The following is a 23,533-nucleotide window of genomic DNA, read 5'->3' on the forward strand; positions in this document are numbered from 1 at the left end:
AGGGCGAATCCCTTCTAGCAGAAGGGGGAATAAACGATATAATAGGACAAAAGCCTAAGCGAGGGGGAATAGGGATGGATGCATCCAAGCCCGAGTACGCGAGCGTCGACGAGTATATCGCCGCTTATCCCGCCGGAGTTCGGGAGAGCCTGCAGTCTCTGAGAAGAACGATTCTGGAGGCGGCGCCGGGAACGAAGGAGAAAATCAGCTACCAAATGCCGGCGTATGAGCTGCAGGGGATGCTGGTTTACTTCGCCGGCTACAAGAAGCATATCGGCTTTTATCCCGGAGCCGGAGCGGTCGAAGCCTTTCAGCCGGAGCTCGCGGGCTACAAGGTTTCCAAGGGAACGATCCAGTTCCCGGTCGGCGAGCCGCTGCCGTACGAGCTGATCGGCCGCATCGTGCGGTTCCGGATCGAGGAGAACAAGGAGCGGGCGCAGGCTAAAGCGAAAAAGAAGGCGGCGAAGAAACAAGCGGGCCGCGGGGAATGAGAGGGAATTGATAGAAGGCCGGCTGGAGCCGTAACCCGACAAAGTCGGGTTACAGGGCGGGGGGCGCAAAGCTGAGGCAGAATCCTGCATGAACGCGCGCAAGATAGGCGAAGAGCAGAGCAAGCTTTCACTTCATTGACGGCGTTCTCCCTTTTTCTCTATGGTGTTCCCATCGTTCCGGGCGAACGCAAATTATCGTATTCGCTCCTACAATGGTATACTAGCTAAGAACGAATCGATGGCTTTTTACTTTTCATAAGGAGGGAGTCTCTATGCAGCCTATAGATATAACGGACATCCAGCGCAGACTCGACGCGTTGGTCGGCCAAGAGCTATATATTCATATGGAGATGACCATGGGAGCCTACTCGGCTCATCACGATACGACGAAGCATCCGGCGGCGAACTTCATCTCCAACGCGAAGATCCGCTTCACTCACGGATCGATATCGGGAGTCGGACCTTATCGGGTCGGGTTGAAGCTGGAGAAGGGCTGGGTGTACACGGAAGGCCTGACGCACTATGACGGCGGCGAAGAGGAGCGGTTGATCATGGCCGGGCATGACAGCTCGGGCAAGCTGGTCGTTTCCCTGTTGCTTGGCCGGGAACCCTTCTAATCGCAGCAGAGGAGCGTGAATCTATTATGCACAAAAGAATACTAGTGGTGCTGCCGCATCCGGACGATGAATGCTTCGGCCTGTCGGGGACGCTCGCCAAGTCGATCGCCGAGGGAGCGACGGTCACCTATGCGTGCTTGACGCTGGGACAGATGGGGCGGAACATGGGCGGAGAGCCTTACGCCAGCCGGGTTACGCTGCCGTCCGTCCGCAAGGTGGAGCTGGAGAAGTCGTGCCAGGCGATCGGCATTCAGGATTTAAGGCTGCTTGGCTTCCATGACAAAACGATCGAGTTCGAGGATCGGACGCTGCTGGACGGGAAGATCGAGGAGATCGTGCAAGAGGTTCGCCCGGACGTGATCTATACGTTCTACCCAGGCTACGCCGTCCATGCCGACCATGATGCGACCGGGGAAGCCGTCGTTCGCGTCGTCGGCCGCATGCCTCGCGAAGACCGTCCGCCGGTACGCTGCATGGCGTTCTCTCGGGATCACGAGAAGGACATCGGCCAGCCCGACGTCAAGGTGGACGTGAGCGGATACCTGAAGCAGAAGATCGCATCCGTCCTGTCGCACCGCACGCAATTCCAGGTGCCTGGACTGGACGCCGAGAACAGCCACAAGTCCAAGGAAGTGCAGGAGCGCTTCGGAACCGAGCGGTTCTGGACGTATAAGATCAAGTAAGAACAACGACAAAAGGCGTCTCCGCGGATCGTAACCGCGGAGACGCCTTTGCCTTATTTACTCCAAAGTCTTTGCAGGATGACAACCGCTTCGGCGCCGGTGAGGACGCCGTTAGGGGCCAGCTTGCCGTTCGCGCCCTGCACGATTCCGGCTTTGACCAGCGACGCGACGCTGTCCCGCGCGTACTCGGCAACCGACGCGGCGTCTTCGAACGTATCCAGGGAACCGTTCGAAGGCAACGTTTTGCCTGCGGCTTTGGCCGCGCGTGCCACGAGGACCATCATCTCTTGACGGGTAATCGGGCTGTCCGGGAGGAACAGGTCGTTGCTCGTTCCTTGAATGATGCCGAGCTGCTTGGCGGTCTTCACGGCATCGTAATAGCTGGCCGAGGCTTTAACATCTGAGAACATCTCGGTTGCATCGTTCGTGCCGTGAAGCTCCAATGCGCGCACCAGCAACGACAGGAATTCCGATTTGTTCATGGCAGCATTCGGCTCGAAAGCCTTGTCGGAAGTGCCGAGATGGATGCCGCGGGCCGTCATCGCTTCGATCGCCCCTTTCGCCCAAGCGAAGGGAGCCGTGCCGGTGAGCGTGAGCACACCGAATACCGATGGGTCCTGATAGCCCTGGCCTGTCGTATCGTTCCATGCCGCTACGCTTTGACGGGCGCCGTTCTTGGCATCGTTGATCTGGACGTCGAAGCCGACTTTTGTCCCGTCCGCCGGCTTGATCGACTTCAACGGAATCTTCATCTCGATCGTGTAGTTCGTACCCGATACCTGGGTCGCGGATACGAAGCCGTCGGCAATGCTTGCCGGATTGAAGGATGTCGCGTTATCGTATCGTACCCTGTATTGACCGTCGTCTTCTTCATAGGCGGCTGTTTTGCCATTGTTCTGGTCTACGAACACCTCGACGGAATCCTGCTCCCATGGGTTCGGGCTTGTTTTGTCGAGTTCATGGTCGTTGACTTGAACCAGAACGTATAGGAACTGATCGTCCCATAGCGCTTTGGCCCATCCGCTCGCTCCCGTCCATGCCGTCTGATAACGGTTGATCGGAAGTTCCGCCGCTTGTTTCCATGCGGAGTCGATCTTTCCGTCAATGACGGGAGTCGCGAACTTGGCGTTTGCTTGGTTAGCGGTCGTGGATGCGGGAGGATGCTCCGACATGAACTTGGCAGGATCGATGACGCCGTAATAAGCCGGCTTCGCTTGCAGATTCTTATCGAACGCGAGCGGCGATTGATCTTTTCTCCAGCTCGTCTCATCGCTTAATCCCCAGAAGGTGACGCGAGCGATGTGAGCGGCGTGTTCATGATAGAGAGCGAATAGCTGGGCGTACAAATAAGCTTGAGCATTCGCTTCCTTCTCGGTAAGCGCCCCGTTGCTTCCGCCGGTAATATCCAACTCGGAGACGCTGATCTCAACGCCGAGGGAGATGAATTTCTCCAGGGAGCTTCTCACGTTGTCCACCTTGGTGCCGGCATTGTAGTGCGCTTGCATTCCGATGCCGTCGATCAGCAATTTGCCGGAATGCGTCTTCGCGTAATTCTCGTTAAGCTCTTTGACCATGCTGTAGATGGCCGTCGCCTTATTCTGATTATCATCGTTGTAATCGTTGTAGTATAGCTTGATGTTCCAATCCGGATGAGCGTCAAGCACTTCTCTTGCGGCGAGGAACGCCTGTTCGACGTAATCGTCCCCGATCGCGGTTTTCCACGGAGCCGTGCGCAAGGCCGCTTTCCAATCCGTCGGATTAGAAGGGTTGTCGTTCATCGCTTCGTTGACGACGTCCCACGAGATGACTCTGTTCCCGTAATGCTCCATGACCGTTCGGATGTGCGTTCTCATGTTATCGAGCGCTTCCTCGCGGCTCAGCGGGACCGTTTTGTCCTGCGCATCTTTCTTCGTGTTCATCCAATCGGGAGTTTGCGCATGCCATACGAGCACGTGCCCATGGACTTTCAGTCCGGAAGCGATCGCTTTGTCCACGAAATTGTCCGCCCACGTGAAGTTGCCTTTCGTCGGTTGCGTAGCATCCGGCTTCATGGCGTTCTCCGCGGTGATGACATTGTAATGCTTCTTGAGGAGTTCGAACGGCAAGCCTTCGAAATCTCTAGCGGATCCTGCGTTGCCGATCAGGAAGTCGTTCTGATAGACGTCCTTGATCGAAGGGATATTGGTTTGAATAGACGTCGGCCCCGACACTTTTCCTACGTATTCGAGCTTGAAGTCATCCAAATAAAACGTTCTCGGCTCGCCATTCTGATCGGCGGTTTCGATGTAAGCCTTCAGCAGGGAAGGCGTGCTCGTTTGCGTATATTTGCCCGTTAATTGGACCCATGCGCTATCCGTTACGGTTGCGTTCTGGGAGACGTTGGCATAAGAGCCCTCGCCGTTCTGAACGCTGATGCGGAGAACCGTCGGAGCCTGGCCGGGCGCCATTTTGACCCAAGCGGAAAGCTGGTATTGAGAGTTTTTGTGCATCTTCCCCAGTACATCCAGGAGAGCTGCGTCATACTGGCCCGGAGCGGTCACTTTCAAGCTCTTGGAGCCGTTTGGCGAATGGTTGTCTTCCGAAGCGATGGCAACGGTCTCGCTGCCGTTTCTAGCCACCCAGCCTTGCAAGCCGTTCTCGAAGTCGGATTGGACACCCGTTTGATCAAGAGTGCTGGAATCCGGCTCGTCGGCCGAGCTCGGCGTTACGTCTTTGACCAATACCTCGTCGATGAAAAGGTCGGCCTTATCGCCCGAAGCGGGCTCGATCCAGATGCGGACTTCCTTGGTTTGATCCGGAATCTCGTAACCGCTGAGCGCGAAAGTCGTCCATTCGGTAGAGGAGACCGACTTATTGCCGATCAGCCAAGGATACTGATTGCTCAGCAGCGGCGAATCGACCTTGGAAGCCACGTGATACTCCGCTTTTCCGCTGCCCAATCTGACCTTCAGGGAGAGGTCGTATGTGTGCCCAGGCAACATCTTGCCGGTCAAATCAAGGCTGGGCGTGCTCGCGGTAACGTTGCCTTTATCGTCTGTCGTACTCTCGCGATCCTTGAATTGCAGGGACTTGCTTCCTTCGGAAGCGTTTGCGGAAGAAACGACCGCAACTCCGTTGGGACCCCATGGAAGCTTGCCCCAACCGCCGAGATCGCCGTCTTCGAAGCTTTGTTGCAGCGTAACGGACGGGTCTGCGGCCGCCGAGGATTTCGGCACATGTGCGAAAGCGGGCGCCAACAAGGCGGCTGCCAGAAGAGATATTCCTATTTTTTTAAAACGTTCTCTCATTGTTGCTTCCCTCCATATTAGTAGTTCTAATAAAAAAGCGCTTACAATTATGGTTGGACAGGTCCCCTCCTTCTCATAGTTTCCATCATAATAAGCGAGTCGGCGACGCGGCACCTAGAGAATTAGGGATTATACTTAGAAAAGTAAAGATGTTCCAAATAGAAGAGGGGGACAAGGAATCGAAGCTTAACATCAAAAGGACCTCCATTCCTCCGCAATGAGAAGGTTGAGGTCCTTTTGCCGTTGGATAATCCTCCTATCCAGTTAACGCGGATCGCCCTGCCGTTCGGCCAAATAGAACATGTAATCGGTCGGGACTCCCGCATATCCTTGCTGACGCAAGATGGCCGTCGCATTCCCCCGATGATACGTTCCGTGATTAACCACGTGCATGAGGATATCGGAGAAACGAGTATCGAGGCGGCCGTATATGGGATGCGAGATCGTCATGGCCTTGTCCGGCTCGGGGGTACGGCTAAGCAGCTCCCGGTACGATTCGGTTAAGCCGGCGAACAGCCGCCTCATCTCGTCCACCGTTGCGACTTTCGCTTCTTCTTTCCAGCCCGGGAGTTTAGGGAAAATGTCTTCATTCGGAATCTCCGCAAGCACCGATCGAAAGAGCTTCTCGTACAGGTACATATGCCCTAACGTGTGCGCCACGGAAGGGAAAACGCTGGTCACTTCCGAAAGGAACGCCTCATTCGGCAACTGCTCCAGGCGGGTGAACAGCCTGTCGTTCGCCCAAACATGATAGTCGTACATTTGATAGGTTTGTTGAGGCATGGGGGAATCTCCTTCTCATTCCAGAGTCGTTTGGCTGCGCAGCCTTGCCTCTATCATAGGCCGAGTTCGTTGACAACCGCTGTCAGCGAAGTTCATTCGGGTTCTCTTCCTTGTAGTGGTCGGCGATTCCGGCGGCCATCTCCCGAACCTTGTTCTTCAGCTCCAGCGGCTCCCGAATGCGAATGGCCGTGCCGAACGTTATCAGGTACACCGGAAGGTATTTGTTCATCGTCGGGACATCGAGCCGGAAGCGAGCCTCGCGATCGGTCCGCTCCGTCAGATAGTGGCGCAGATGCCAGTGCCCGCAAACCGCGTTAAGCGCCTCGGGTTCGCCCTCGATGCGAATGACCGTCAGCGGTCCGGCCGCCTCCCGGTTCCGTTCCGATTGGTCGCGAAGATAAGCGGAAGCGGAGAATCCCTGCGGCTTCCCGAACCGGGCTTCGGTCGGCTCCACCCGTTCGATGCGATCCGCGCGGAACGTTCTCACTGCCTGGGACCGGTGGCAGAACGCGACGGCGTACCATACGTTACAGTCGTAAGCGAGCCCGTACGGATCGACTTCGCGTTCGTCCGTTTGCTCCGCATTCGCTTTGCGATAGGCGATGCGCAGCGTCAGCCCTTCTTGCGCCGCCCGCTCGAGCTCCCTCAGCAGCGGAACGAGGGAAGGGGGATAACTGGGAATGACCACGTCCAAGCCGCTTGACTGAACGGACAGCTCGAGCCGCTGCTCCTCGTGCAGTCCGTTCTCCACTTTCTTCAATGCGCTTTCCAGCTCCCCCGCGTACGGATAGCCTGCTCCTTGAACGAACTTGAACGCATCGGCAAGAGCCTTTAACTCCATCGGGTTGAAGAACAAAGGAGTCTCCTCGAAGCTGTCCAGGATGCGAATGCCGCCATCATGGCCCGATTCCGCGACAATCGGCACGCCGCTGGCGCATAGGGCGTCGATATACCGGTAGACGGTTCGGACGCTGGTCTCCAGTTGGTCCGCGATCTGCGCGGCGGTAAGCTTCCTTCCGGATCGAAGCATCCAGAGCATGGACAGCATGTTGTCCCATTTCGCCATGAGGATCGCCCTCCTTTCTCTGCGGGAAGGTTAATTCGGCTCGGTCGTCGAGAGCCTTCTCAACAATCCGCGTTCACCGCTCGAACCGAGTACCCCGCCGTTCGATAGACCTCCAGCTCATCCTCGTCCAAGCCGCTGTCGGTGATGATCTCGTCGAAAGCGTCCAGACTCGCGAATATCGCCAGAGAGTTGTAGCTGAACTTGGCGGAATCGGCCAGGAGAATGTTGACGCCGGCCGCGTTCATCGCCGTCTGCCGGGCTCCGACCAGCACGGGCGACCAAGCCATCGCCCCTTTGGCGTGCGATACGGCCTCGCAGGTAAGGAATGCCGCGTCGACCGTCAAGGAGCCCAGCATCTTCTCCGCGTAGATTCCGTCGAGGCTGTAAGCCCACTTGCTGAGCCGGCCGCCGGTGCAGTAGACGTCGAAGCTGCCGAAACGCTCCTCATCCGAGAGAAGCAGCGCCGTGTGAAGATCGCGCGTGATGATCTTCAGGTCCTTGAACTTCTCCAGCTCGCCTACCATAGCGGCGACGGTCGTGCCCGCGTCCAGAATGATGCTCATTCCGTCCTGAATATGCTTGACGGCTTCCCTGGCGATGGCCAGCTTCTCCGCCTTGCGCTCGCTGGCGCGCTGATCGTAGTTGGCGCCCATGAATCTCTTGACCTTGACGGCGCCGCCATGGGACCGTTGAATTTTGCCTTCGGATTGCAGTTGATCGAGATCGCGCCGAATGGTCATCTGCGAGACGTTGAACTTCTCGGCCAGGTCCGCGATCGTCATCTGCTGGTTAAGCTCCAGCAGCTTCAGGATTTCATGCTGCCGCGTCCCCATGAGCATGCGGAAGTCCTCCTTGGATTCGGTTGTTCCAGCTTTTACCGGAGATGTTATTTTTGCCATTATACCGTTGCTTGGCTTCTCTTGTCAGCAAGAATATGTTCAAAAATGTTCATTTCGTGTGAAAAATAGCTATGCAAGCTTTCGTTTGTGTGATATAAGTGTGACAAGGGTGTAATTTACATGGCATAAAAGTTGACTCAATATTCAGAAAAAACGGTTAAACGACGATTGGATTACCTGTATTGGCTTCTCTCTAGGTAACGTATGTTATATAAAATGACATAAATATCATTCGAACGAGGTGACGCGTTTGGGATTCCGTTACACCGGCAACGCCTACGACCGCCGTTTTCTTCCGCGCTTGACGACCAAGGAGATCGAAGCCCTTCCGAAAGAGGACATTCTCGTTGTCCTGCCCGTCGGAGCGATCGAGCAGCATGGCCCCCATATGCCGGTCTATACCGACACCCTCCTCGGAGAAGCTCTCATGGCCGAAGCCTTCGAGCATCTGCCGGAGGACGCTCCGATCTGGCTGCTTCCCTCTCTCTCCTATGGCAAGAGCACCGAGCATCTCGAGTTCCCCGGTACCTTCACGTTATCCGCCCAAACCTTAATGATGGTTCTCCAAGACGTCTCCGCATCTCTTGCGCGCAGCGGCTTCAAGAAATTGCTTCTCTTCAATACCCATGGCGGCAACGCCGATCTGCTCGGCATGATGGCCAGAGAGATTCGGATTGCGACGGGATTGGCCGTCTATCGGCTGGATCCGGGAGCGGTAGGCTACAGCGATTCGTTCACGGACGATGCCGAGAGAGCGAGCGGCATTCATGCCGGGGACGTAGAGACCTCTCTCGTCATGGCCGTATGCCCGGAATGGGTGCATCCGGAGCTCGCGGTCAGGGAGATGCCGCGATTCCCGCAGGAAAGCTTCTTCTCCTTCCGCTCCAGATCCTTCGCTTGGGTAACGAAGGATATCTCCGCCAGCGGAATCGCGGGAGACCCGACCAAGGCGTCGCCGGAGAGGGGAGAAGCCATGCTGAGGAAAGCCGGACCGCTGCTCGCGGAGGCCCTGCAGCATATCGCTTCGTTCCGCATGGAGTCGTTGAAAGAGTAGAACCGAAGGAGGCGTTAGGCTTATGGAAGCCGCAACGAGCGCGAAAGAATGGGTTCGAATGGATCGTCTGTCCAAAGTGTATCCGAACGGCACCGTCGCCGTTCAGGACGTCAACCTCTCGATCAGCGAGGGAGAATTCCTCTGCTTCGTCGGCCCCTCGGGCTGCGGCAAGTCGACGATCTTCAAGATGATCACCGGCTTGTCCGGGCAGACGGGCGGCACCTTGGAGGTCATGGGCACCTCCGCCAAGCAGGCCCGCAAGCAGAGCGATACCGCCTTCGTTTTCCAGGATCATACGCTTCTGCCTTGGAGCTCCGTCATCGACAACGTGGCGCTTCCCCTGGCGCTGCGCGGCGTCTCCCGAAGGGAGCGCAAGGAAGAAGCGGAGCGCGTGCTGGAGATCGTCGGCCTGAAGGATTATACGAGGGCGATGCCCAGGGAATTGTCCGGCGGAATGAAGATGCGCGCCTCGATCGCCCGGGCACTCGTGTCCAAGCCGAAGCTGCTGCTGATGGATGAGCCGTTCGGCGCCCTGGACGAGATTACGAGACAGACGCTGCAGCTGGAGCTTCTCGATATCTGGAATCGCAACAAGGAGATGACGGTGCTGTTCGTGACGCACAACGTCTTCGAGGCCGTCTTTCTGTCCACCCGCGTCGCCGTCATGACCCCTCGCCCCGGCAAGGTCGCCGCGATGATCGACGTACCCGTTCCTTTTCCCCGCGATGAATCGTTCCGTACCACCCCGCAGTTCGGACAGCTCGTGCGTGCCGTGTCGGAGGCCCTTAAGCATTGAAGAATGGTTAAGAAAGAGAAGGATGGAGAGGAGAAAAGCCTATGCAAACGAATTGGCAGAGAGGAATGACGGAGATCGTAGGCGAAGGGGGGCTGCTTCTCGGCGACGAGCAGCGGGAGAAGCTGTCCAAGGATTATTACTGGTACTCCCCCGTGCTGGAGCCCTTGCTTCGCGACAAGCGCGCGGACGGCATCGTCGTTCCGGAATCCGAGGAACAATTGGCCGAGGTGCTCGCCATTGCCTATCGGCAGTCCATCCCGGTTACGACCCGGGGAGCGGGCACGGGCAACTACGGCCAGGCGGTGCCGCTTCACGGCGGAATCGTGCTCGATATGAGCCGTCTCGACGCCGTGCTGGAAGTGACGGACGATTACGCGAGAGTGCAGGCGGGAGTGCGGCTCGGAGCTTTGGAGAAAAAGCTTCGCGAAGAGGGCAGGGAGCTGCGAATTTATCCCAGTACCTACATGAAAGCGACGGCAGGCGGCTTCGTCTGCGGGGGCTCCGGAGGCATCGGCTCCATCACATGGGGCAATCTTTGGGACGGCAACGTGCGGGAAGCGGTCGTCTATACGTTGGAAGAGAAGCCGAGAAGGCTTGTCGTCGGCGGTTCCGAGCTCCTCGCTTATATTCATAATTACGGCACGAACGGAATTCTGGCCGAATTGACCCTCCCGATCTCCCCCAAGGTCGAATGGCGGCAGACGGTCGTCCAGTTCGACGATATCGAATCCGCCTGCTCGTTCGCCCACTCCGTCGCGATGGACGATTCGATTCGCAAGCGCCTGGTCACCCCGGTCGAATGGCCGATTCCTTCCTATTTCAAGCCGATCCTGAAGCAGCTCGAAGAGGGAGCCAGCGCGTGCCTGCTCGAGACGGAAGAAGGAACTCACGGCAAGCTTGCCGAGCACGCGGCCTTGTTCGGCGGACGCATCGGCCACGTCATTCCTTCCGCTCAGTACCACCGAACCGTAGGCCTCTCCGATTTTGCCTGGAATCACACGACGCTCTGGGCGCTTAAGGCAGACCCTTCGCTAACGTATCTGCAAGCCGGCTTCCACCCGGCCGAATTCCTCTCGCAGATCAAGAAGATCAAGCAGGCCTTCGGAGACGAGGTGCTGATCCATCTCGAGTTCATCCGGTCGGCCGGCGTCGTCACTCCCGCCTCGCTGCCCATCGTTCGCTATACGAGTCACGAGCGTCTCTACGAGATCATCGCTTACTTCCGATCCATCGGCGTCGGAATTAACGATCCGCACACCTGGATGCTGGAGATGGGGGGGAGAGGCGAGCTGGAAGCGATGCTGGAAGCCAAGAGATCGAACGATCCGCGGGAGCTCCTTAACCCGGGCAAGCTGAACGTTCCGGTGCGGGAAGCGGCGGCAAGGGGGGATGAGCGATGAGCGAGAAGGCGTTGACGGACCTCGCCGCGGGTCATGGAGCGAGAACGGCGCCGAGCGCTCCGGCGGTTCCGAGCCGAATGCTGCGCAAGGCAGGCTCGCAGATTCGCAGGGCGATGCCCCCCGTCGCGGCGTTTATCCTCTTCATCGGAGGGTGGGAGCTGTTCTGCCGGCTGGCGGATATGAAGCCGTACTTGCTGCCGAAGCCGTCCGATATCGTCCGGGCGGCCACGGAGAACGCTTCGAACCTGTGGGTGTCGGTCTATACGACGATCTCGGAAGCGGTCGTCGGCTTCCTGCTCAGCATCGTGCTCGGGGTCGGGCTCGCGATTATCCTGGCCAGCTCCAAGCTGATGGAACGCAGCATCTATCCGTACGCGATCATCATGCAGACGATTCCGATCGTCGCCGTCGCTCCGATCATCGTGATCTGGTTCGGCGCCGGCATGAACGCGATCGTGATCATCGCTTTTCTTATCGGATTTTTCCCCATGTTATCCAATACGCTTATCGGCCTCAATTCCACCGACCACAACATGAAAAATCTCTTCTATCTTTATAACGCCTCGCCGATTCAGTCCATGTTCCGCCTCCGGCTGCCCGCGGCCCTTCCTTATATCGTAGCCGGGCTCAAAATCTCCTGTACGCTGGCGGTCATCGGGGCCATCGTCGGGGAATACATCGCCGGGATCGGCGGAGGCAAGGGAGGCCTCGGCTACGCGATTACGGTAGCCGCGTCTAGGCTTCAGACCGCCTATCTGTTCGCCTGCGGCTTGTCGGCTTCCCTGCTTGGAATCGGATTTTTCCTTCTTGTCAATGCGTTCTCCAAGTGGATGCTCAGCTCCTGGCATGAATCCGAGATGGGTTCTTCGGAAGGCTAGAAGATCAAGTTCGTATCGGGGAGAAAAGGGACGGTGGCGAGATGAAAAAAAACGCGGATGAGTTAACGATCCTTAACGCGAGATTGCCTCTGCACGGAGACGGCGAGCTTCATACGCTCCGGATCGCGGGCGGCCGCTGGGCGGCGATCGAGCCTCAGGAAGGAACGGAGCGCGATTCGGAAGGCGGCGTCCCGATCGCCGGGCTCGGGATCGACGAGCTTGGAACGGTTCCCCGGATCGATCTTCAGGGACGCGCGCTGCTGCCGGGCTTCGTCGATGCCCATATGCACCTGGATAAGGCCTACACCGTGTCCCGGGTTCGGAACGTATCGGGAACGCTGCTGGAGGCGATCGAGAATTATCGTTCGTTCGCTCCATCGATCACCAAGGAGAATATCCGGGAGAGAATCGTTCGGGCCGCGCTAAGCGCCGCATCCTATGGAAGCTTAACCCTGCGAAGCCATCTCGATGTCGCCTTCCATCTGGGGAGGGACATCGCGATGCGCACGGTCGAGGCGGCGCTGGAAGCGAGGGAGCAGGTGAAGGACTTCGTCGACATTCAATACTTCCCGATGTTCTACTACGATCCCGAGCGGGAACGGGAGCTGACCGAATTCGCCGAAGAGACGCTGCGGATGGGGATCGACGGAGTCGGAGGAGCGCCTCATCTGACGCCGGATCCCGCCGCGAACATCGATTGGGCATTCCGCCTGGCCGCGAAGTTCGATCGCCCGATCGATCTTCATACGGACGAGACGGACGATCCCTCGATGAAGACGATCGACGTCTATTGCGATTACGCGCTGCGGCATCAGTATCGGGGGAGGGCGACGGCGGGCCATCTCTGCTCCTTGTCGGCGATGGACCAAGCGGAAGCGGATCGCCTGATCGCCAAGATGGCGGAGGCGGGAATCGGCGCGGTGACGCTGCCTCCGGTCAATCTCTACCTGCAGGGCAGAGGCGACCGCGGCAACGTTCGGCGCGGCGTGACCCGGGTGAGAGAGCTTGCCGCGGCAGGCGTTCCGGTCGCCGCCGCCTCCGACAACATCCAGGATCCGTTCCATCCCTTCGGACGCGGCGACCTGCTCCAGATCGGATTGACGACGGCCTATGCGGCTCACCTGGCGAAGGAAGAGGATATCCCCGTGCTCTTGCGCATGCTGACGTCCGTTCCCGCGCTCCTTACCGGCGCCAACGAATACGGCATCGCCGCGAACCGGCCGGCAAGCTTCGTCGTTGCCGACGCTTTCTCGGGGGAGGAGCTGTTCCAGGAGCTGCCTGCGACAAGGTGGGTGTACAACAAGTCGAGGTGGATCTTCGCTTCCAGGCTTCAGCGCCAGTGGGCGCAGCCCTTGGGAACCGAGCCCGCCGTTCCGATCCGGTAACGGCTGCCGTTCTAACGGTGATTATCCGCACAGAAGCGGATACACATAAAGATCTTAAAGGGATAAGGGAGGAAGAAAACATGGTGGCAGAGAGAGTGGAGAGAGCGGTTGGCAAGAGGTTCAAGCTGGGAGCATTGGCATTCCTGACCGCCGGGGTGCTGGCATTATCCGGCTGCGGATCGAACGACAAGGAGGGGGCGTCCTCCGGCAGCCCATCGGCAAGCGAATCGCCGTCCGCAAGCGCGTCGTCGTCCCCTTCAGCGTCTCCGTCGGCATCCCCGTCGGCTTCGCCGGCGGAGGTTAAGCTCGCCAAGGTCACGCAAGTCACGAACTGGTTCGCGGAGCCGGAGCATGGAGGCCAATACGCCGCTCTCTCCAAGGGCTTCTACAAGGAGGCCGGCCTTGATATGACGATCCAGTCGGGAGGCCCCGGCATCTCCTCCACGCAGATCGTCGCCTCGGGCAAAGCCGAATTCGGCATGGGCCAAGCGGATGAGATTCTGCTGGCCCGCGAGAGCGGCATTCCTCTCGTTGCGATCGCGGCGATTTTCCAGAAGAACCCCCAAGGGATCATGTACCACAAAGGCAAGTACAAGGAACTCTCCGAGCTGAACGGCCACAAGGTGTACGTCGGCAGCGGCTCGGCTTTCTGGGAATACCTGAAGAAGGCGTATAAGCTCGACAAGGTCGAAGAAATGAAGTATACCGGCTCGCTCGCGAACTTCGTCGCGGATCCCGATTCCGCTACCCAGATCTACGTCACCTCCGAGCCGTTCACGATGCAGCAGGAAGGCGTAGACGTCGATTACTTCCTGAACTACGACCTCGGCTACAAGCAATACGGCAATATTCTGTACACGACGGAGGATTACCTGAAGAAGCATCCGGACATCGTGAAGGCCTACGTCGAAGCGTCGATCAAAGGATGGAACTACTACAAAGACAACAGCGAAGAGATCAACAAGGTCATGCAGGAGAGCAACCCGGACCTGAAGCTGGAATCCATGGCCTACGGCGCGAAGGCGCAGGAGCCGCTGATCTATGGAGGAGACGCGGAGGCGAACGGAGTCGGCTACATGAGCAAGGAGATCTGGGAAGGGCTGCAGAAACAGTTGGTCGACATCGGAATCCTGAAGTCCGCGGAGCCGATCGATCAGGCGTTCACCAACGAGTTCTTGCCTGCCAAGTAAGGCGGCGGAAGCACAGAACCGGAAGAAGGGCGGGGGGCTGCCGGCGCGAAGCGCGGGCCGGAGCTCTCCCTCCATTCCGGGCTTAAGGAAGGGAAGGACGATGAGATGGCGAAGCTGCTGGTGGTTTACTTCAGCGCGTACGGACATATGTACCGAATGGCGGAAGCGGCCGCGAAGGGGGCGAATGACGAAGGACACGAGGGGAGGCTTGCGCGAATCCCGGAGTTTCGCTCCCCCGATAACGTAACCGCTCTGCTCGATCATCCGAGCCGCAGGCAGGACCGCGACGAGGAGGCTTTATCCGGTACGTTCCGGATCGGGGCGCGCTGGGAGAAGTATGAAGCCGCGTTGGCGCTGCAGCGGCACGTGCCCGAAGCGACGGCGGACGATCTGAGGTGGGCGGACGGAATCGTATGGGGGTATCCCACTTATTACGGATCCATGCCCGCGCAGGTCAAATCGTTCCTCGATCTGTCGGGAAGCCTGTGCTCGAGCGGAGAACTGGAAGGCAAGCCGACGGGGGTGATGACGAGCGCCGGCTCGATTCACACGGGACACGAGGCGACGATCCTGACGTCGATCGTGCCGCTCCTGCACTTCGGGCTGATCTATGTCGGCCTTCCTTATTCCCAGAATCCCGAGTATCTGACCGCGGACGCGATCGGAGGCTCGCCTTACGGGCCCTCGACGCTGGCCGGACCGGACAGCTCGAGGAGTCCGGACGAACGGGAGCTGATCATGGCGGGAAGGCTGGGCGCCCGGGTGGCGCGATTCGCCGAGGCGACCAAAGGCATCAAATGACGAGAGGGGGAGAGCGATGGCCATTCCGTATGATCTGATCGTGAAGAACGCTCGACTCGCAAGCAGCGGCGAGAGAACCGATATCGGCATCAAAGAGGGCAAGCTTGCCGGAATAGGGCCGCTGGCCGTCTCCTCCGGCGCCAGGACGTTCGATGCCGAGGGAAGGCTGTTGGTGCCTCCCTTCGTCGAATCCCACGTTCATCTGGATACGGCGATGACGGCGGGCAATCCCGTCTGGAACGAGAGCGGGACCCTGGCCGAGGGAATCGGGATATGGGCTTCGCGCAAGCAAGCTCTTACGAAGGAAGACGTGCTTGAACGGGCGGAACGAACGATTCGGCGCTTCATCGGCTACGGCGTCCTTTATCTGCGCACGATGGTCGATATCGGCGACCCTCGATTGACGGCGCTGAAGGCCGTTCTGGAGTTGAAGGAGAAGTACCGCGACAAGCTTGACATGCAAGTGACGGCGTTCCCGCAGGACGGCATCGTCTCCTGCCCCGAGAACGCGGAACGAATGAGGGAAGCGCTTCGGCTGGGGGCGGACGGCGTCTCGGCCGTCCCTCATCTGGAGCGGACCCGCGAGGACGGCGTGCGATCGCTTCAGATCGCGTTCGATCTGGCCCGGGCTAACGGAGCGTACGTTCACGTCTTCTGCGATGAGACGGATGACGGGGCTTCCCGCTACCTGGAGGTGTGCGCTTCCTTGGCGATCTCGACCGGGCTGAGGGCCAGAGCGGCGGCGGCGCACGCGAATGCGGCGGCTTATTATAACGAACCGTATTTTCGGAAAATCGTCGGGCTCGTCCGGGAAGCGGGACTCTCCGTCGTTGCTTGTCCGCTCATCAGCAGCGTTGCGCAGGGGCGCTACGACTCTTTTCCCAAAGGCAGGGGAATTACCCGGATCAAGGAGTTCGCGGAAGCGGGGGTGAATGTCGCGCTGGCTCACGACGACATTCTCAGCCCGTTCTATCCGCTTGGGACGGGCAATCCGCTGGATGCCGCCCATATGGCCGCCCATCTGGCCCATATGAGCGGCCGCGCGGAGCTCAAAGCCCTTCTCGGCATGATTACGGAAGGAGGAGCGGCCGCGATGAATCTGGGGGAACGGTATCCGCACGGGGAAGGCGGCTTGCGAATAGGAGCTCCCGCCTCGTTCCTTCTGTTCGACGCCGCCGACGCCGGCGAGCTGATCCGCTTGCGGGCCGCGCCGCGGTTCGTCTTCCGGAACGGGAGGCTGGCGGCGGAGACGCCGCCGGTCCGCACGCTTCTCCCGCTGGAGACCGAGGTTCCCCTTCCTTGACAATAGGATAGAGTCTCTCTTCCAACGATAAGCCCCGGTGCTTCGGTCCGGGGCTTTCTTGCCGTTCGCCGGCGAACTCGGGAGTGCGAAATCTCTCAACTTTTGTCATAATGCATTTGAGAGAGTTTTGGGAGCGGCTTCGGATAAGATGACGGAATGGATGATTCCCGGTAGAGAGGCGCGGAGAGGCGAATGGGCGCACAGACAGCCAAGGAAAGCTTAAAGACCAGGGGAAGCTGGCGGAGGTTGGGCTTGCGGGCGATCGGGATGATGCTGATTCCGCTCGTTTCGTTTATTCTGTTGGCGGCGATCAACGAATACACGGTGCCGGACAAGTCGGCCCCGAAGGCCGAGCGCGGAGTCGCCGACCTGAGCGGCTGGGCGTTCGGCCCGATGAGAACGGTGCTGCTGGACGGGGAGTGGGCCTTCTATCCGCGCAAGCTTTATACTCCGAAAGACTTCGCGGACGGCCGGGTTCCGTCGCCGAATGCCCCGTACGCGAGCATTCCGAACGCTTGGTACGGATCGGGTCCGGCGGACGAAGCGAGCGGAACCGAATACGGAACCTACCGATTGACCGTGAAGCTGAAGGACGAGGATATCGGCTACGGCATCCGCCTGCCGAACGTGAACGGGGCTCATCGGCTCTACGTGAACGGCCGCCTGGTCGGAGAGGAAGGCGTCGTCGCCGATAACGAACGGGAGTACGAAGGGGAGAACAAGCCTTATCTAACGTTCGTTCGGGCGGAAGGCGGCCGGTTGGATATCGTTCTGCAATCCGCGAATCTGGCCAAGCCCATGCTCTGGGGCGGCTTCGAGGATGTGCAGCTCGGATTGCAGTCGGACATGCTGCTGATCGAGAGAATTCACTTCGCGATCGAGTTCTCCGGCGTGTTTATCCTGCTGCTGTTCGCGGGTTACCACATGACGATATTCGCGCTGAGAACCAAGGACAAGGCATATCTGTACAGCTCGCTTTATTTTCTGACGATGCTCGTGCTTATGGTGACCGGCGGGGAAAAGCTCACTCTGCAGCTGGTGCCGGGGCTCTCCTACGGGGCTTCCGTCAAACTGTACGATCTCGGCGGCTTCTCCAATATCGTCCTGCTCGGGGTGTTCCTCCACACGCTGGACGACAAGCTGCTCGGCCGCAGGCAGCTGCTCGTCGGGATCTCGCCCGTCGTGGTTTATCTGGCGGCGATTGCCGTATTTCCTTACCCCAGCTATCGCTTGCTCGGCAATTTGCCTTGGTATTACGTCACCTTCCTGGTCGCCTACTTCCTCTACCGCGGCATTCGTTCGTTCTGGAAGCGGGGAGGCAGGCTCGGACGCCAGGAGACCGCCCTGCTCATCGGGGTGCTCGTCTCGATCGCCTCGATCCTGTTGTTCGGAATGCTCTATTCGCTGAATCTCGTTCAGACGGAGCTCGGGAGGCGGATCTCGTTCCTCGCGGTGCTCGCGTTCATGAACGCGCTGCTCGCGCTGAGGCTCGCGAACGCGACGGAACGGACCGAGCAGCTGACGGAACAGCTTCTGCTGCGAGACAAGCTGAAGGACGAGTTCCTCGCGAATACGTCCCATGAGCTGAAGACGCCGCTGCACGGCATCCAGAATATCGCCTCCTTCCTGCTGGACGGGAAAGCCGGCTCGTTGACGGACCGGCAGAGGAGCGAGCTGTCGCTCATCCAGGATACGACGACGAAGCTGTCGGCGCTCGTGAACGACCTGCTCGACGTCGTCCGGTTGAAGCACGGCGACCTGCGCTTGTCGGAGACGGCGCTAGACGCTCGGGTCGCGGCCGGAACGGCCTTCCAGGTGCTTGAATTCGAAACGGCCGGCAAGGACGTGCGCATGGAGAATCGGATTCCGGCGGGCACCTTCGTTAGGGCGGATGAGAACCGGCTGCGCCAGGTGCTGTACAACCTGATCCACAATGCGATCAAGCATACGAAGTCGGGTACGATAACGGCCGGGGCGGCGACGTCGAACGGCAGGACGACGCTCTGGGTGGAGGACACCGGAATCGGGATACCGGAAGAGAGCCACGAGGCGATCTTCGGTTACTTCGAGCAGGCGGACCGGGAGCTGCCGCAGAACGAGAACGGTTATGCCGGAATGGGGCTGGGGCTGTATATCAGCCGGCAGCTGATCGAACGGATGGGCGGACGAATCTGGGTGGACCGTTCCGCGCCCGGCCAGGGCACGAGAATCGCGTTTACGCTTCCGGCGGCGGAGCCGTTCGATCAAGCAAGCTCGGAAGCCTTTATCGCTGCCGCATCGGAGCCGGAGAGCCGCGGATTTCCTTCCGAACTGGAATCCGTCGACGGAAACCGGACGCATACGATCCTCATCGTCGACGACGAAGCGTCCAATATACGAATTCTGCTTAATCTGCTCGGAGACGAATATAACGTGCTGACGGCGTTCTCCGCGAAGGAAGCGCTCCTTAAATTGGAGAATAGCCCCCGGATCGGCCTGCTTATTCTCGACGTCATGATGCCGGAGATGTCCGGCATCGACCTGTGCCGCGCGGTGAGGGAGAAGCGGTCGGTGCTGGAGCTGCCGATTCTGTTCGCGACGGCCAAGGACTCGCTGCATGACATCGAGCTCTGCTTCCGGGCGGGAGGGAACGACTTCATCGCGAAGCCGTTCGACTCGAAGACGCTGGCTGCGAGGGTGCGGACGCTGCTCGCCATGAAATCGTCCATGGAACAAGCGGTCCAGAGCGAGCGGGCGTTCCTTCAGGCGCAGATCAAGCCGCACTTTCTCTATAATGCGATCAGCAGCATCGTCTCCTTCTGCTATACCGATTCGAATCGGGCCGCCTATCTTCTGACGATGCTGAGCCGTTACCTGCGGATGATATTCGAGCGGGACGGAAGGACTTCGACGGTTCCTCTCAAGCAAGAGCTGGAGCTCATTCGGGCCTACGTGGAGATCGAGAAGGCGCGTTTCGGCAGCCGGCTCGAGTATCGGCAGCACGTCGATCCGAATCTGGAACTTCTGGGTATCCCGTCCCTCTCGATTCAGCCGTTCATCGAGAATGCGATCCGGCACGGCCTATTCGAGAAAGAAGGCGTCGGAACCGTCTCGCTCGTCGTCTCGGACGGCGACGGCTTTCTTCGGTTCGATATCGAAGACGACGGCGTCGGAATGCCGGACGACGTGTTATACCGGATCCGCTCCGGCGAGCGTCCGGAGAAGTCCGGCATCGGGATGACCAACGTCCGGAAGAGGCTGGCGACGCTTCCCGGGGCAAGCTTGACGATCGAATCGGAGCTGGAGCGCGGCACCAGGATTATCGTTTACTTGCCGAAGCATGAGAGTGAGGCTTGACCGGCGCCTCTAACGGAAGAACGGAACTTAATGGGACGGAAGGAGGAGAAGCATGCTGCGAGCGATGATCGTGGAGGACGAGCTTCCGACACTGGAGCTCATGGAGAGATTGATCCGGCAGCATCCTTCGCTGGAGCTTGCGGGAGCGTTCGCGAGTCCGATCGCGGCGCTCTCCCAGTTCGCGGAGCTGAAGCCGGACGTCGCTTTTCTGGACGTGGAGATGCCCAAGATGGGCGGGCTGGAGCTGGCGGACAAGCTTCTGGCTGTCGACGAGGAGCTGCAGATCGTGTTCACGACGGCTTACCCCGGCTATGCGGTGGATGCGTTCCGGGTGAACGCGGCGGATTATCTGGTGAAGCCCGTGCTCATGGAGGACATCGAGAGAGTCGTTCCCCGCGTCGCCAAGAACCGGAGGATGCATGCCGCGCTTCGGTTGCCTGTCGCGGCAAGCGAACCGGCGGTGCGCTGCCTGGGCACGTTCGAGACGCGCGCGGCGGACGGCAGCCTGGTCCGCTGGCCGACGCGGAAGACGGAAGAGCTGTTCGCCTATTTGCTGGTCCATCCGAATCGGCTGATCGGCAAGTGGCATCTGGCGGATCTGCTATGGCCGGACGTCGAGGAGAGCCGTTCGCTCCCCAACCTGCACAACACGATCCACCGACTGAAGAGAACGCTCAAGGATGCCGGCGTCGAAGCGGAGCTCAGCCATACGAACGAAGGCTACCTCTTCTCGATGGCTGCGGACTGCTCGGATCTGGGCAGGCTTCGCGCCTTCCAGTCTAACGTACCGCGCGTGGACGGGACGAACGCTTCGGAAGCGGAATCGAGATTTCGCTCTTATCAAGGCGCGTTGTTCGACGGGAAGGACTATGCTTGGAGCGCGGGAGCCGCCTCGGAGGCCGAGGCGCTGTACGGGGAGACGACCCGCAAGCTTGTCTCCTGGTATCTGGAACAGGCGGATGAAGCCGCCGCGAAGTCAATTCTCAAGGCTTATCTGGAGCTGTCTCCGTTGGACGAAGAGATGGTGAGAGAGCTGCTTCGTTTGCATGAGGAGACGGAAGAGATGATCCCATTCCTTCGCCAGTACGAGAGCTATGAACGCATTCTGGCGGACGAGCTCGGCATCGAGCCGCCGGCTCCGATGAAGGAATGGGCCGAGAGGATCAGGGGAATCTCGAATCGGCAGCGGCAAGGAGACTCTTAGGAGAGTCTCCTTTTTGATTTTGAGAGAGTTTTGGGAGAGGGGCCTGTTACTCTACGGCATAGAAGATGCGACTATGTCGAAGGAGAGTTGAGTCATGAAGGCAACCGGCAGGACAAACAACCGAAGGAGATCGTTAGGCGAACGAATGCTGCTGATGGCGGCCGCATGGGCGATGGCGGTCGCTCTTGCGTTCTATGCAGGTCCATCCCGGGCGAACGCCGCCGTGGGCAACGCGGCATGGGGCGGCTCGAGCCCGGCCGACGGCTCCGTCATTAACCAATTCACGGGCCTGAGCGTTGTCTGGAACGACCCCGATGGCGACCAATTCCAAAACGGCGGCTACAAGGTGAGAAGATTAAGCGACGGCAAATATCTTCAATACAGCAACGATCCGGGGCAGGTCTGGACCGGCGACGGCAGCTCGTGGTCCGTCATGATGAATGACGGATCGGGGGCTTATCATCTCCCATTTGACGCCTTTCTGCAGGAATCGCTGCAGGAGGAAGGAGAATACGAGTTCAGCTTCTTCGCGAACGAATATGACGGTACGACTACAAATTCCAACTACCATTACGGGGTTCGAATCACCCTGGACAAGACGCCTCCCCATCTCTCGAACGCGGTCGTCAGCAAGAATTATTTGACGTTCGACCTGACGGAGCAACCCGTTGGCTCCAGTTGGCAGACGACCGACTTCGACGTTCAGGTGAACGGCGTATCCGTACCGCTTGATTTCGTTGCGCCGGTTGTCGGTTCGGATACCCTGCTCGTCCAGTTAAGCTCGCCTGTCTCGAGCGGGGATGAGGTTACGGTCTCGTATGCCGGCACGTCCTTCGCGGACGCGGCGGGCAATGCGGTGAGCGTGGCTCCCGTTGCGGCTGACAACGGAACGCCGGGCCGCTTCGAAGGGAATCCGGCTTTGCTGTTCCGGATGCAAGCGGGTTATACCTTGAAGGCGGGCGAGCCGATCATTCGGTTCACTCCGTCCAAGAGCGGGGCGACCTTCATTCAATTCGATCCGCCGAACGCGGCCTCGAACCCGCCCGGGATCAACGCGGGAGCGATAAAGAAAACGGACTTCGTGATTAAGGATCTGACCGACGATTCCGTTATTCAGCCCGCGGCCGCGTCAGGCACGAGCGATCCGGACTTTAACGTCTATCGGATGTATTGGGTTCTGCCCTCCTCCCTTCAGGAGGGGCATGCGTACGAATTGGCATTGTCGGATACCGCAGGTGGAGACGAGTTGACGCTGCCGGCGGTTCCGACGAGCGAAGCGACGGCTTCTCTTCTGCTGCAGCAATCGGCCTTGACCCTGGATGAGTACGAATTCGCTTCGTTGGAGCTCCCCGAAGTGTATTTGGCAGGACTTGCAGCAGCAGTCTCCGAGGCTCAGGACGAGCTGGACGCTGCGGTGGAAGGCACGGCCAACGGTCAGTACGCCGCCGGAGCGAAGGCGGCGCTGCAGGCGGCCATCGATGAAGCGGCCGCCTGGCTGGACTCGCCCGGGGCGACGCAGGCGGAGATCGATCAAGCGTTGGAGGTCCTGGAAGACGCTCTCGTCGCATTCGACTCCAAGCGGGTATTCGTCAATTCCCTCGCTCTGAGAGAGGCTATCGAGACAGCCCAGGACTTATACGATTCGGCGGTAGAAGGCACTTCCAACGGTCAGTACGCCGCCGGAGCGAAGGCGGCGCTGCAGGCGGCCATCGATGAAGCGGCCGCCTGGCTGGACTCGCCCGGGGCGACGCAGGCGGAGATCGACCAAGCGTTGGAGGACCTGGAAGATGCTCTCGAAGCATTCGACTCCAAGCGGGTATTCGTCAATTACTTCCCTCTGAGGGGGGCTATCGAGGCAGCCCAGGACTTATACGATTCAGCGGTAGAAGGCACTTCCAACGGTCAGTACGCCGCCGGAGCGAAGGCGGCGCTGCAGGCGGCCATCGATGAAGCGGCCGCCTGGCTGGACTCGCCCGGGGCGACGCAGGCGGAGATCGACCAAGCGCTCGGGGACCTGGAAGACGCTCTCGTCGCATTCGACTCCAAGCGGGTATTCGTCAATTCCCTCGCTCTCAGGGAGGCTATCGAGACAGCCCAGGACTTATACGATTCAGCGGTAGAAGGCACTTCCAACGGTCAGTACGCCGCCGGAGCGAAGGCGGCGCTGCAGGCGGCCATCGATGAAGCGGCCGCCTGGCTGGACTCGCCCGGGGCGACGCAGGCGGAGATCGACCAAGCGTTGGAGGACCTGGAAGATGCTCTCGAAGCATTCGACTCCAAGCGGGTATTCGTCAATTACTTCGCTCTGAGGGGGGCTATCGAGACAGCCCAGGACTTATACTGTCCCTTGTACACATCTG

At 59.3% G+C, this 23,533-nt stretch carries 18 protein-coding genes; 14 read left to right on the forward strand and 4 right to left on the reverse strand.

All coding sequences use genetic code 11. The annotated features are described in order from the left end of the window. Positions 1-74: 74 nt before the first annotated feature. The 3 genes from ELR57_RS26770 to bshB2 all read left to right on the forward strand — a co-directional run bounded on the left by ELR57_RS26770 (position 75) and on the right by bshB2 (position 1,791). Complete coding sequence (locus tag ELR57_RS26770; protein ID WP_126962837.1) at positions 75-491, forward strand: iron chaperone; 417 nt, start codon at positions 75-77, stop codon at positions 489-491. A gap of 272 nt (positions 492-763) precedes the next feature. Beyond that, positions 764-1,108 carry a YojF family protein gene (locus tag ELR57_RS26775; RefSeq protein WP_126962839.1) on the forward strand — a complete coding sequence of 115 codons (345 nt, stop codon included), beginning with the start codon at positions 764-766 and terminating at the stop codon, positions 1,106-1,108. Between the two features lie 26 nt (positions 1,109-1,134). Beyond that, positions 1,135-1,791 carry a bacillithiol biosynthesis deacetylase BshB2 gene (gene bshB2, locus ELR57_RS26780; RefSeq protein WP_126962841.1) on the forward strand — a complete coding sequence of 219 codons (657 nt, stop codon included), beginning with the start codon at positions 1,135-1,137 and terminating at the stop codon, positions 1,789-1,791. A 53-nt stretch (positions 1,792-1,844) separates the two neighbouring features. Here the strand turns inward: bshB2 and ELR57_RS26785 are convergent, their stop codons facing one another. The 4 genes from ELR57_RS26785 to ELR57_RS26800 form a co-directional block, all read right to left on the reverse strand. Beyond that, entirely contained in the window at positions 1,845-5,078 is a 3,234-nt protein-coding gene (locus ELR57_RS26785; protein WP_126962843.1) for an endo-1,4-beta-xylanase, read from the reverse strand. Between the two features lie 264 nt (positions 5,079-5,342). Continuing rightward, positions 5,343-5,861: a DinB family protein gene (locus ELR57_RS26790; RefSeq protein ID WP_126962845.1), complete on the reverse strand. Its 519-nt coding sequence runs from the start codon at positions 5,859-5,861 to the stop codon at positions 5,343-5,345. Positions 5,862-5,943: 82 nt separating this feature from the next. Continuing rightward, the gene (locus tag ELR57_RS26795; protein ID WP_126962846.1) at positions 5,944-6,927 is read right to left on the reverse strand and encodes a helix-turn-helix transcriptional regulator; all 984 of its coding nucleotides are present in this window, start codon (positions 6,925-6,927) and stop codon (positions 5,944-5,946) included. A 59-nt stretch (positions 6,928-6,986) separates the two neighbouring features. After that, positions 6,987-7,766 (reverse strand): DeoR/GlpR family DNA-binding transcription regulator, encoded by a 780-nt coding sequence (locus ELR57_RS26800; protein WP_158630193.1) that lies wholly within the window; start codon positions 7,764-7,766, stop codon positions 6,987-6,989. 310 nt (positions 7,767-8,076) lie between these two features. On the opposite strand from ELR57_RS26800, the gene ELR57_RS26805 reads away from it, so the two are divergent. The 11 genes from ELR57_RS26805 to ELR57_RS26855 form a co-directional block, all read left to right on the forward strand. Beyond that, positions 8,077-8,880: a creatininase family protein gene (locus ELR57_RS26805; RefSeq protein ID WP_126962850.1), complete on the forward strand. Its 804-nt coding sequence runs from the start codon at positions 8,077-8,079 to the stop codon at positions 8,878-8,880. A gap of 22 nt (positions 8,881-8,902) precedes the next feature. Then, positions 8,903-9,676 carry an ABC transporter ATP-binding protein gene (locus ELR57_RS26810; RefSeq protein WP_126962851.1) on the forward strand — a complete coding sequence of 258 codons (774 nt, stop codon included), beginning with the start codon at positions 8,903-8,905 and terminating at the stop codon, positions 9,674-9,676. A 41-nt stretch (positions 9,677-9,717) separates the two neighbouring features. Further along, the gene (locus ELR57_RS26815; protein WP_126962853.1) at positions 9,718-11,076 is read left to right on the forward strand and encodes an FAD-binding oxidoreductase; all 1,359 of its coding nucleotides are present in this window, start codon (positions 9,718-9,720) and stop codon (positions 11,074-11,076) included. 77 nt (positions 11,077-11,153) lie between these two features. Then, the gene (locus ELR57_RS26820; protein WP_126962867.1) at positions 11,154-11,954 is read left to right on the forward strand and encodes an ABC transporter permease; all 801 of its coding nucleotides are present in this window, start codon (positions 11,154-11,156) and stop codon (positions 11,952-11,954) included. Positions 11,955-11,995: 41 nt separating this feature from the next. Beyond that, positions 11,996-13,339, forward strand: coding sequence for an amidohydrolase family protein (locus tag ELR57_RS26825; RefSeq protein ID WP_126962855.1), 1,344 nt, complete (start codon positions 11,996-11,998; stop codon positions 13,337-13,339). 80 nt (positions 13,340-13,419) lie between these two features. Next, complete coding sequence (locus ELR57_RS26830) at positions 13,420-14,529, forward strand: ABC transporter substrate-binding protein (RefSeq protein ID WP_126962857.1); 1,110 nt, start codon at positions 13,420-13,422, stop codon at positions 14,527-14,529. A 105-nt stretch (positions 14,530-14,634) separates the two neighbouring features. Then, on the forward strand, positions 14,635-15,330 hold the full coding sequence (locus tag ELR57_RS26835; protein ID WP_126962859.1) for an NAD(P)H-dependent oxidoreductase: 696 nt from the start codon (positions 14,635-14,637) through the stop codon (positions 15,328-15,330). Between the two features lie 16 nt (positions 15,331-15,346). Continuing rightward, positions 15,347-16,633: an amidohydrolase family protein gene (locus ELR57_RS26840; RefSeq protein WP_126962861.1), complete on the forward strand. Its 1,287-nt coding sequence runs from the start codon at positions 15,347-15,349 to the stop codon at positions 16,631-16,633. A 192-nt stretch (positions 16,634-16,825) separates the two neighbouring features. After that, on the forward strand, positions 16,826-19,969 hold the full coding sequence (locus ELR57_RS26845) for a hybrid sensor histidine kinase/response regulator (protein ID WP_126962863.1): 3,144 nt from the start codon (positions 16,826-16,828) through the stop codon (positions 19,967-19,969). A 52-nt stretch (positions 19,970-20,021) separates the two neighbouring features. Beyond that, entirely contained in the window at positions 20,022-21,173 is a 1,152-nt protein-coding gene (locus tag ELR57_RS26850; protein WP_126962865.1) for a response regulator, read from the forward strand. 94 nt (positions 21,174-21,267) lie between these two features. After that, a partial coding sequence (locus ELR57_RS26855) for a SwmB domain-containing protein (protein ID WP_192896627.1) occupies positions 21,268-23,533 on the forward strand: 2,266 nt, incomplete at its 3' end.

Origin of the sequence: Cohnella sp. AR92 (assembly GCF_003990975.1) — a bacterium.
In the GTDB taxonomy this organism is placed as follows: domain Bacteria; phylum Bacillota; class Bacilli; order Paenibacillales; family Paenibacillaceae; genus Cohnella.

What these genes read in the sequence shown, in the direction of transcription:
- ELR57_RS26770 (WP_126962837.1), top strand. Translation starts at nt 75, where the DNA reads ATGGATGCATCCAAGCCCGAGTACGCGAGCGTCGACGAGTATATCGCC.
- ELR57_RS26775 (WP_126962839.1), top strand. Translation starts at nt 764, where the DNA reads ATGCAGCCTATAGATATAACGGACATCCAGCGCAGACTCGACGCGTTG.
- bshB2 (WP_126962841.1), top strand. Translation starts at nt 1,135, where the DNA reads ATGCACAAAAGAATACTAGTGGTGCTGCCGCATCCGGACGATGAATGC.
- ELR57_RS26785 (WP_126962843.1), bottom strand. Translation starts at nt 5,078, where the DNA reads ATGAGAGAACGTTTTAAAAAAATAGGAATATCTCTTCTGGCAGCCGCC.
- ELR57_RS26790 (WP_126962845.1), bottom strand. Translation starts at nt 5,861, where the DNA reads ATGCCTCAACAAACCTATCAAATGTACGACTATCATGTTTGGGCGAAC.
- ELR57_RS26795 (WP_126962846.1), bottom strand. Translation starts at nt 6,927, where the DNA reads ATGGCGAAATGGGACAACATGCTGTCCATGCTCTGGATGCTTCGATCC.
- ELR57_RS26800 (WP_158630193.1), bottom strand. Translation starts at nt 7,766, where the DNA reads ATGCTCATGGGGACGCGGCAGCATGAAATCCTGAAGCTGCTGGAGCTT.
- ELR57_RS26810 (WP_126962851.1), top strand. Translation starts at nt 8,903, where the DNA reads ATGGAAGCCGCAACGAGCGCGAAAGAATGGGTTCGAATGGATCGTCTG.
- ELR57_RS26815 (WP_126962853.1), top strand. Translation starts at nt 9,718, where the DNA reads ATGCAAACGAATTGGCAGAGAGGAATGACGGAGATCGTAGGCGAAGGG.
- ELR57_RS26820 (WP_126962867.1), top strand. Translation starts at nt 11,154, where the DNA reads ATGCTGCGCAAGGCAGGCTCGCAGATTCGCAGGGCGATGCCCCCCGTC.
- ELR57_RS26825 (WP_126962855.1), top strand. Translation starts at nt 11,996, where the DNA reads ATGAAAAAAAACGCGGATGAGTTAACGATCCTTAACGCGAGATTGCCT.
- ELR57_RS26830 (WP_126962857.1), top strand. Translation starts at nt 13,420, where the DNA reads ATGGTGGCAGAGAGAGTGGAGAGAGCGGTTGGCAAGAGGTTCAAGCTG.
- ELR57_RS26835 (WP_126962859.1), top strand. Translation starts at nt 14,635, where the DNA reads ATGGCGAAGCTGCTGGTGGTTTACTTCAGCGCGTACGGACATATGTAC.
- ELR57_RS26840 (WP_126962861.1), top strand. Translation starts at nt 15,347, where the DNA reads ATGGCCATTCCGTATGATCTGATCGTGAAGAACGCTCGACTCGCAAGC.
- ELR57_RS26845 (WP_126962863.1), top strand. Translation starts at nt 16,826, where the DNA reads ATGGGCGCACAGACAGCCAAGGAAAGCTTAAAGACCAGGGGAAGCTGG.
- ELR57_RS26850 (WP_126962865.1), top strand. Translation starts at nt 20,022, where the DNA reads ATGCTGCGAGCGATGATCGTGGAGGACGAGCTTCCGACACTGGAGCTC.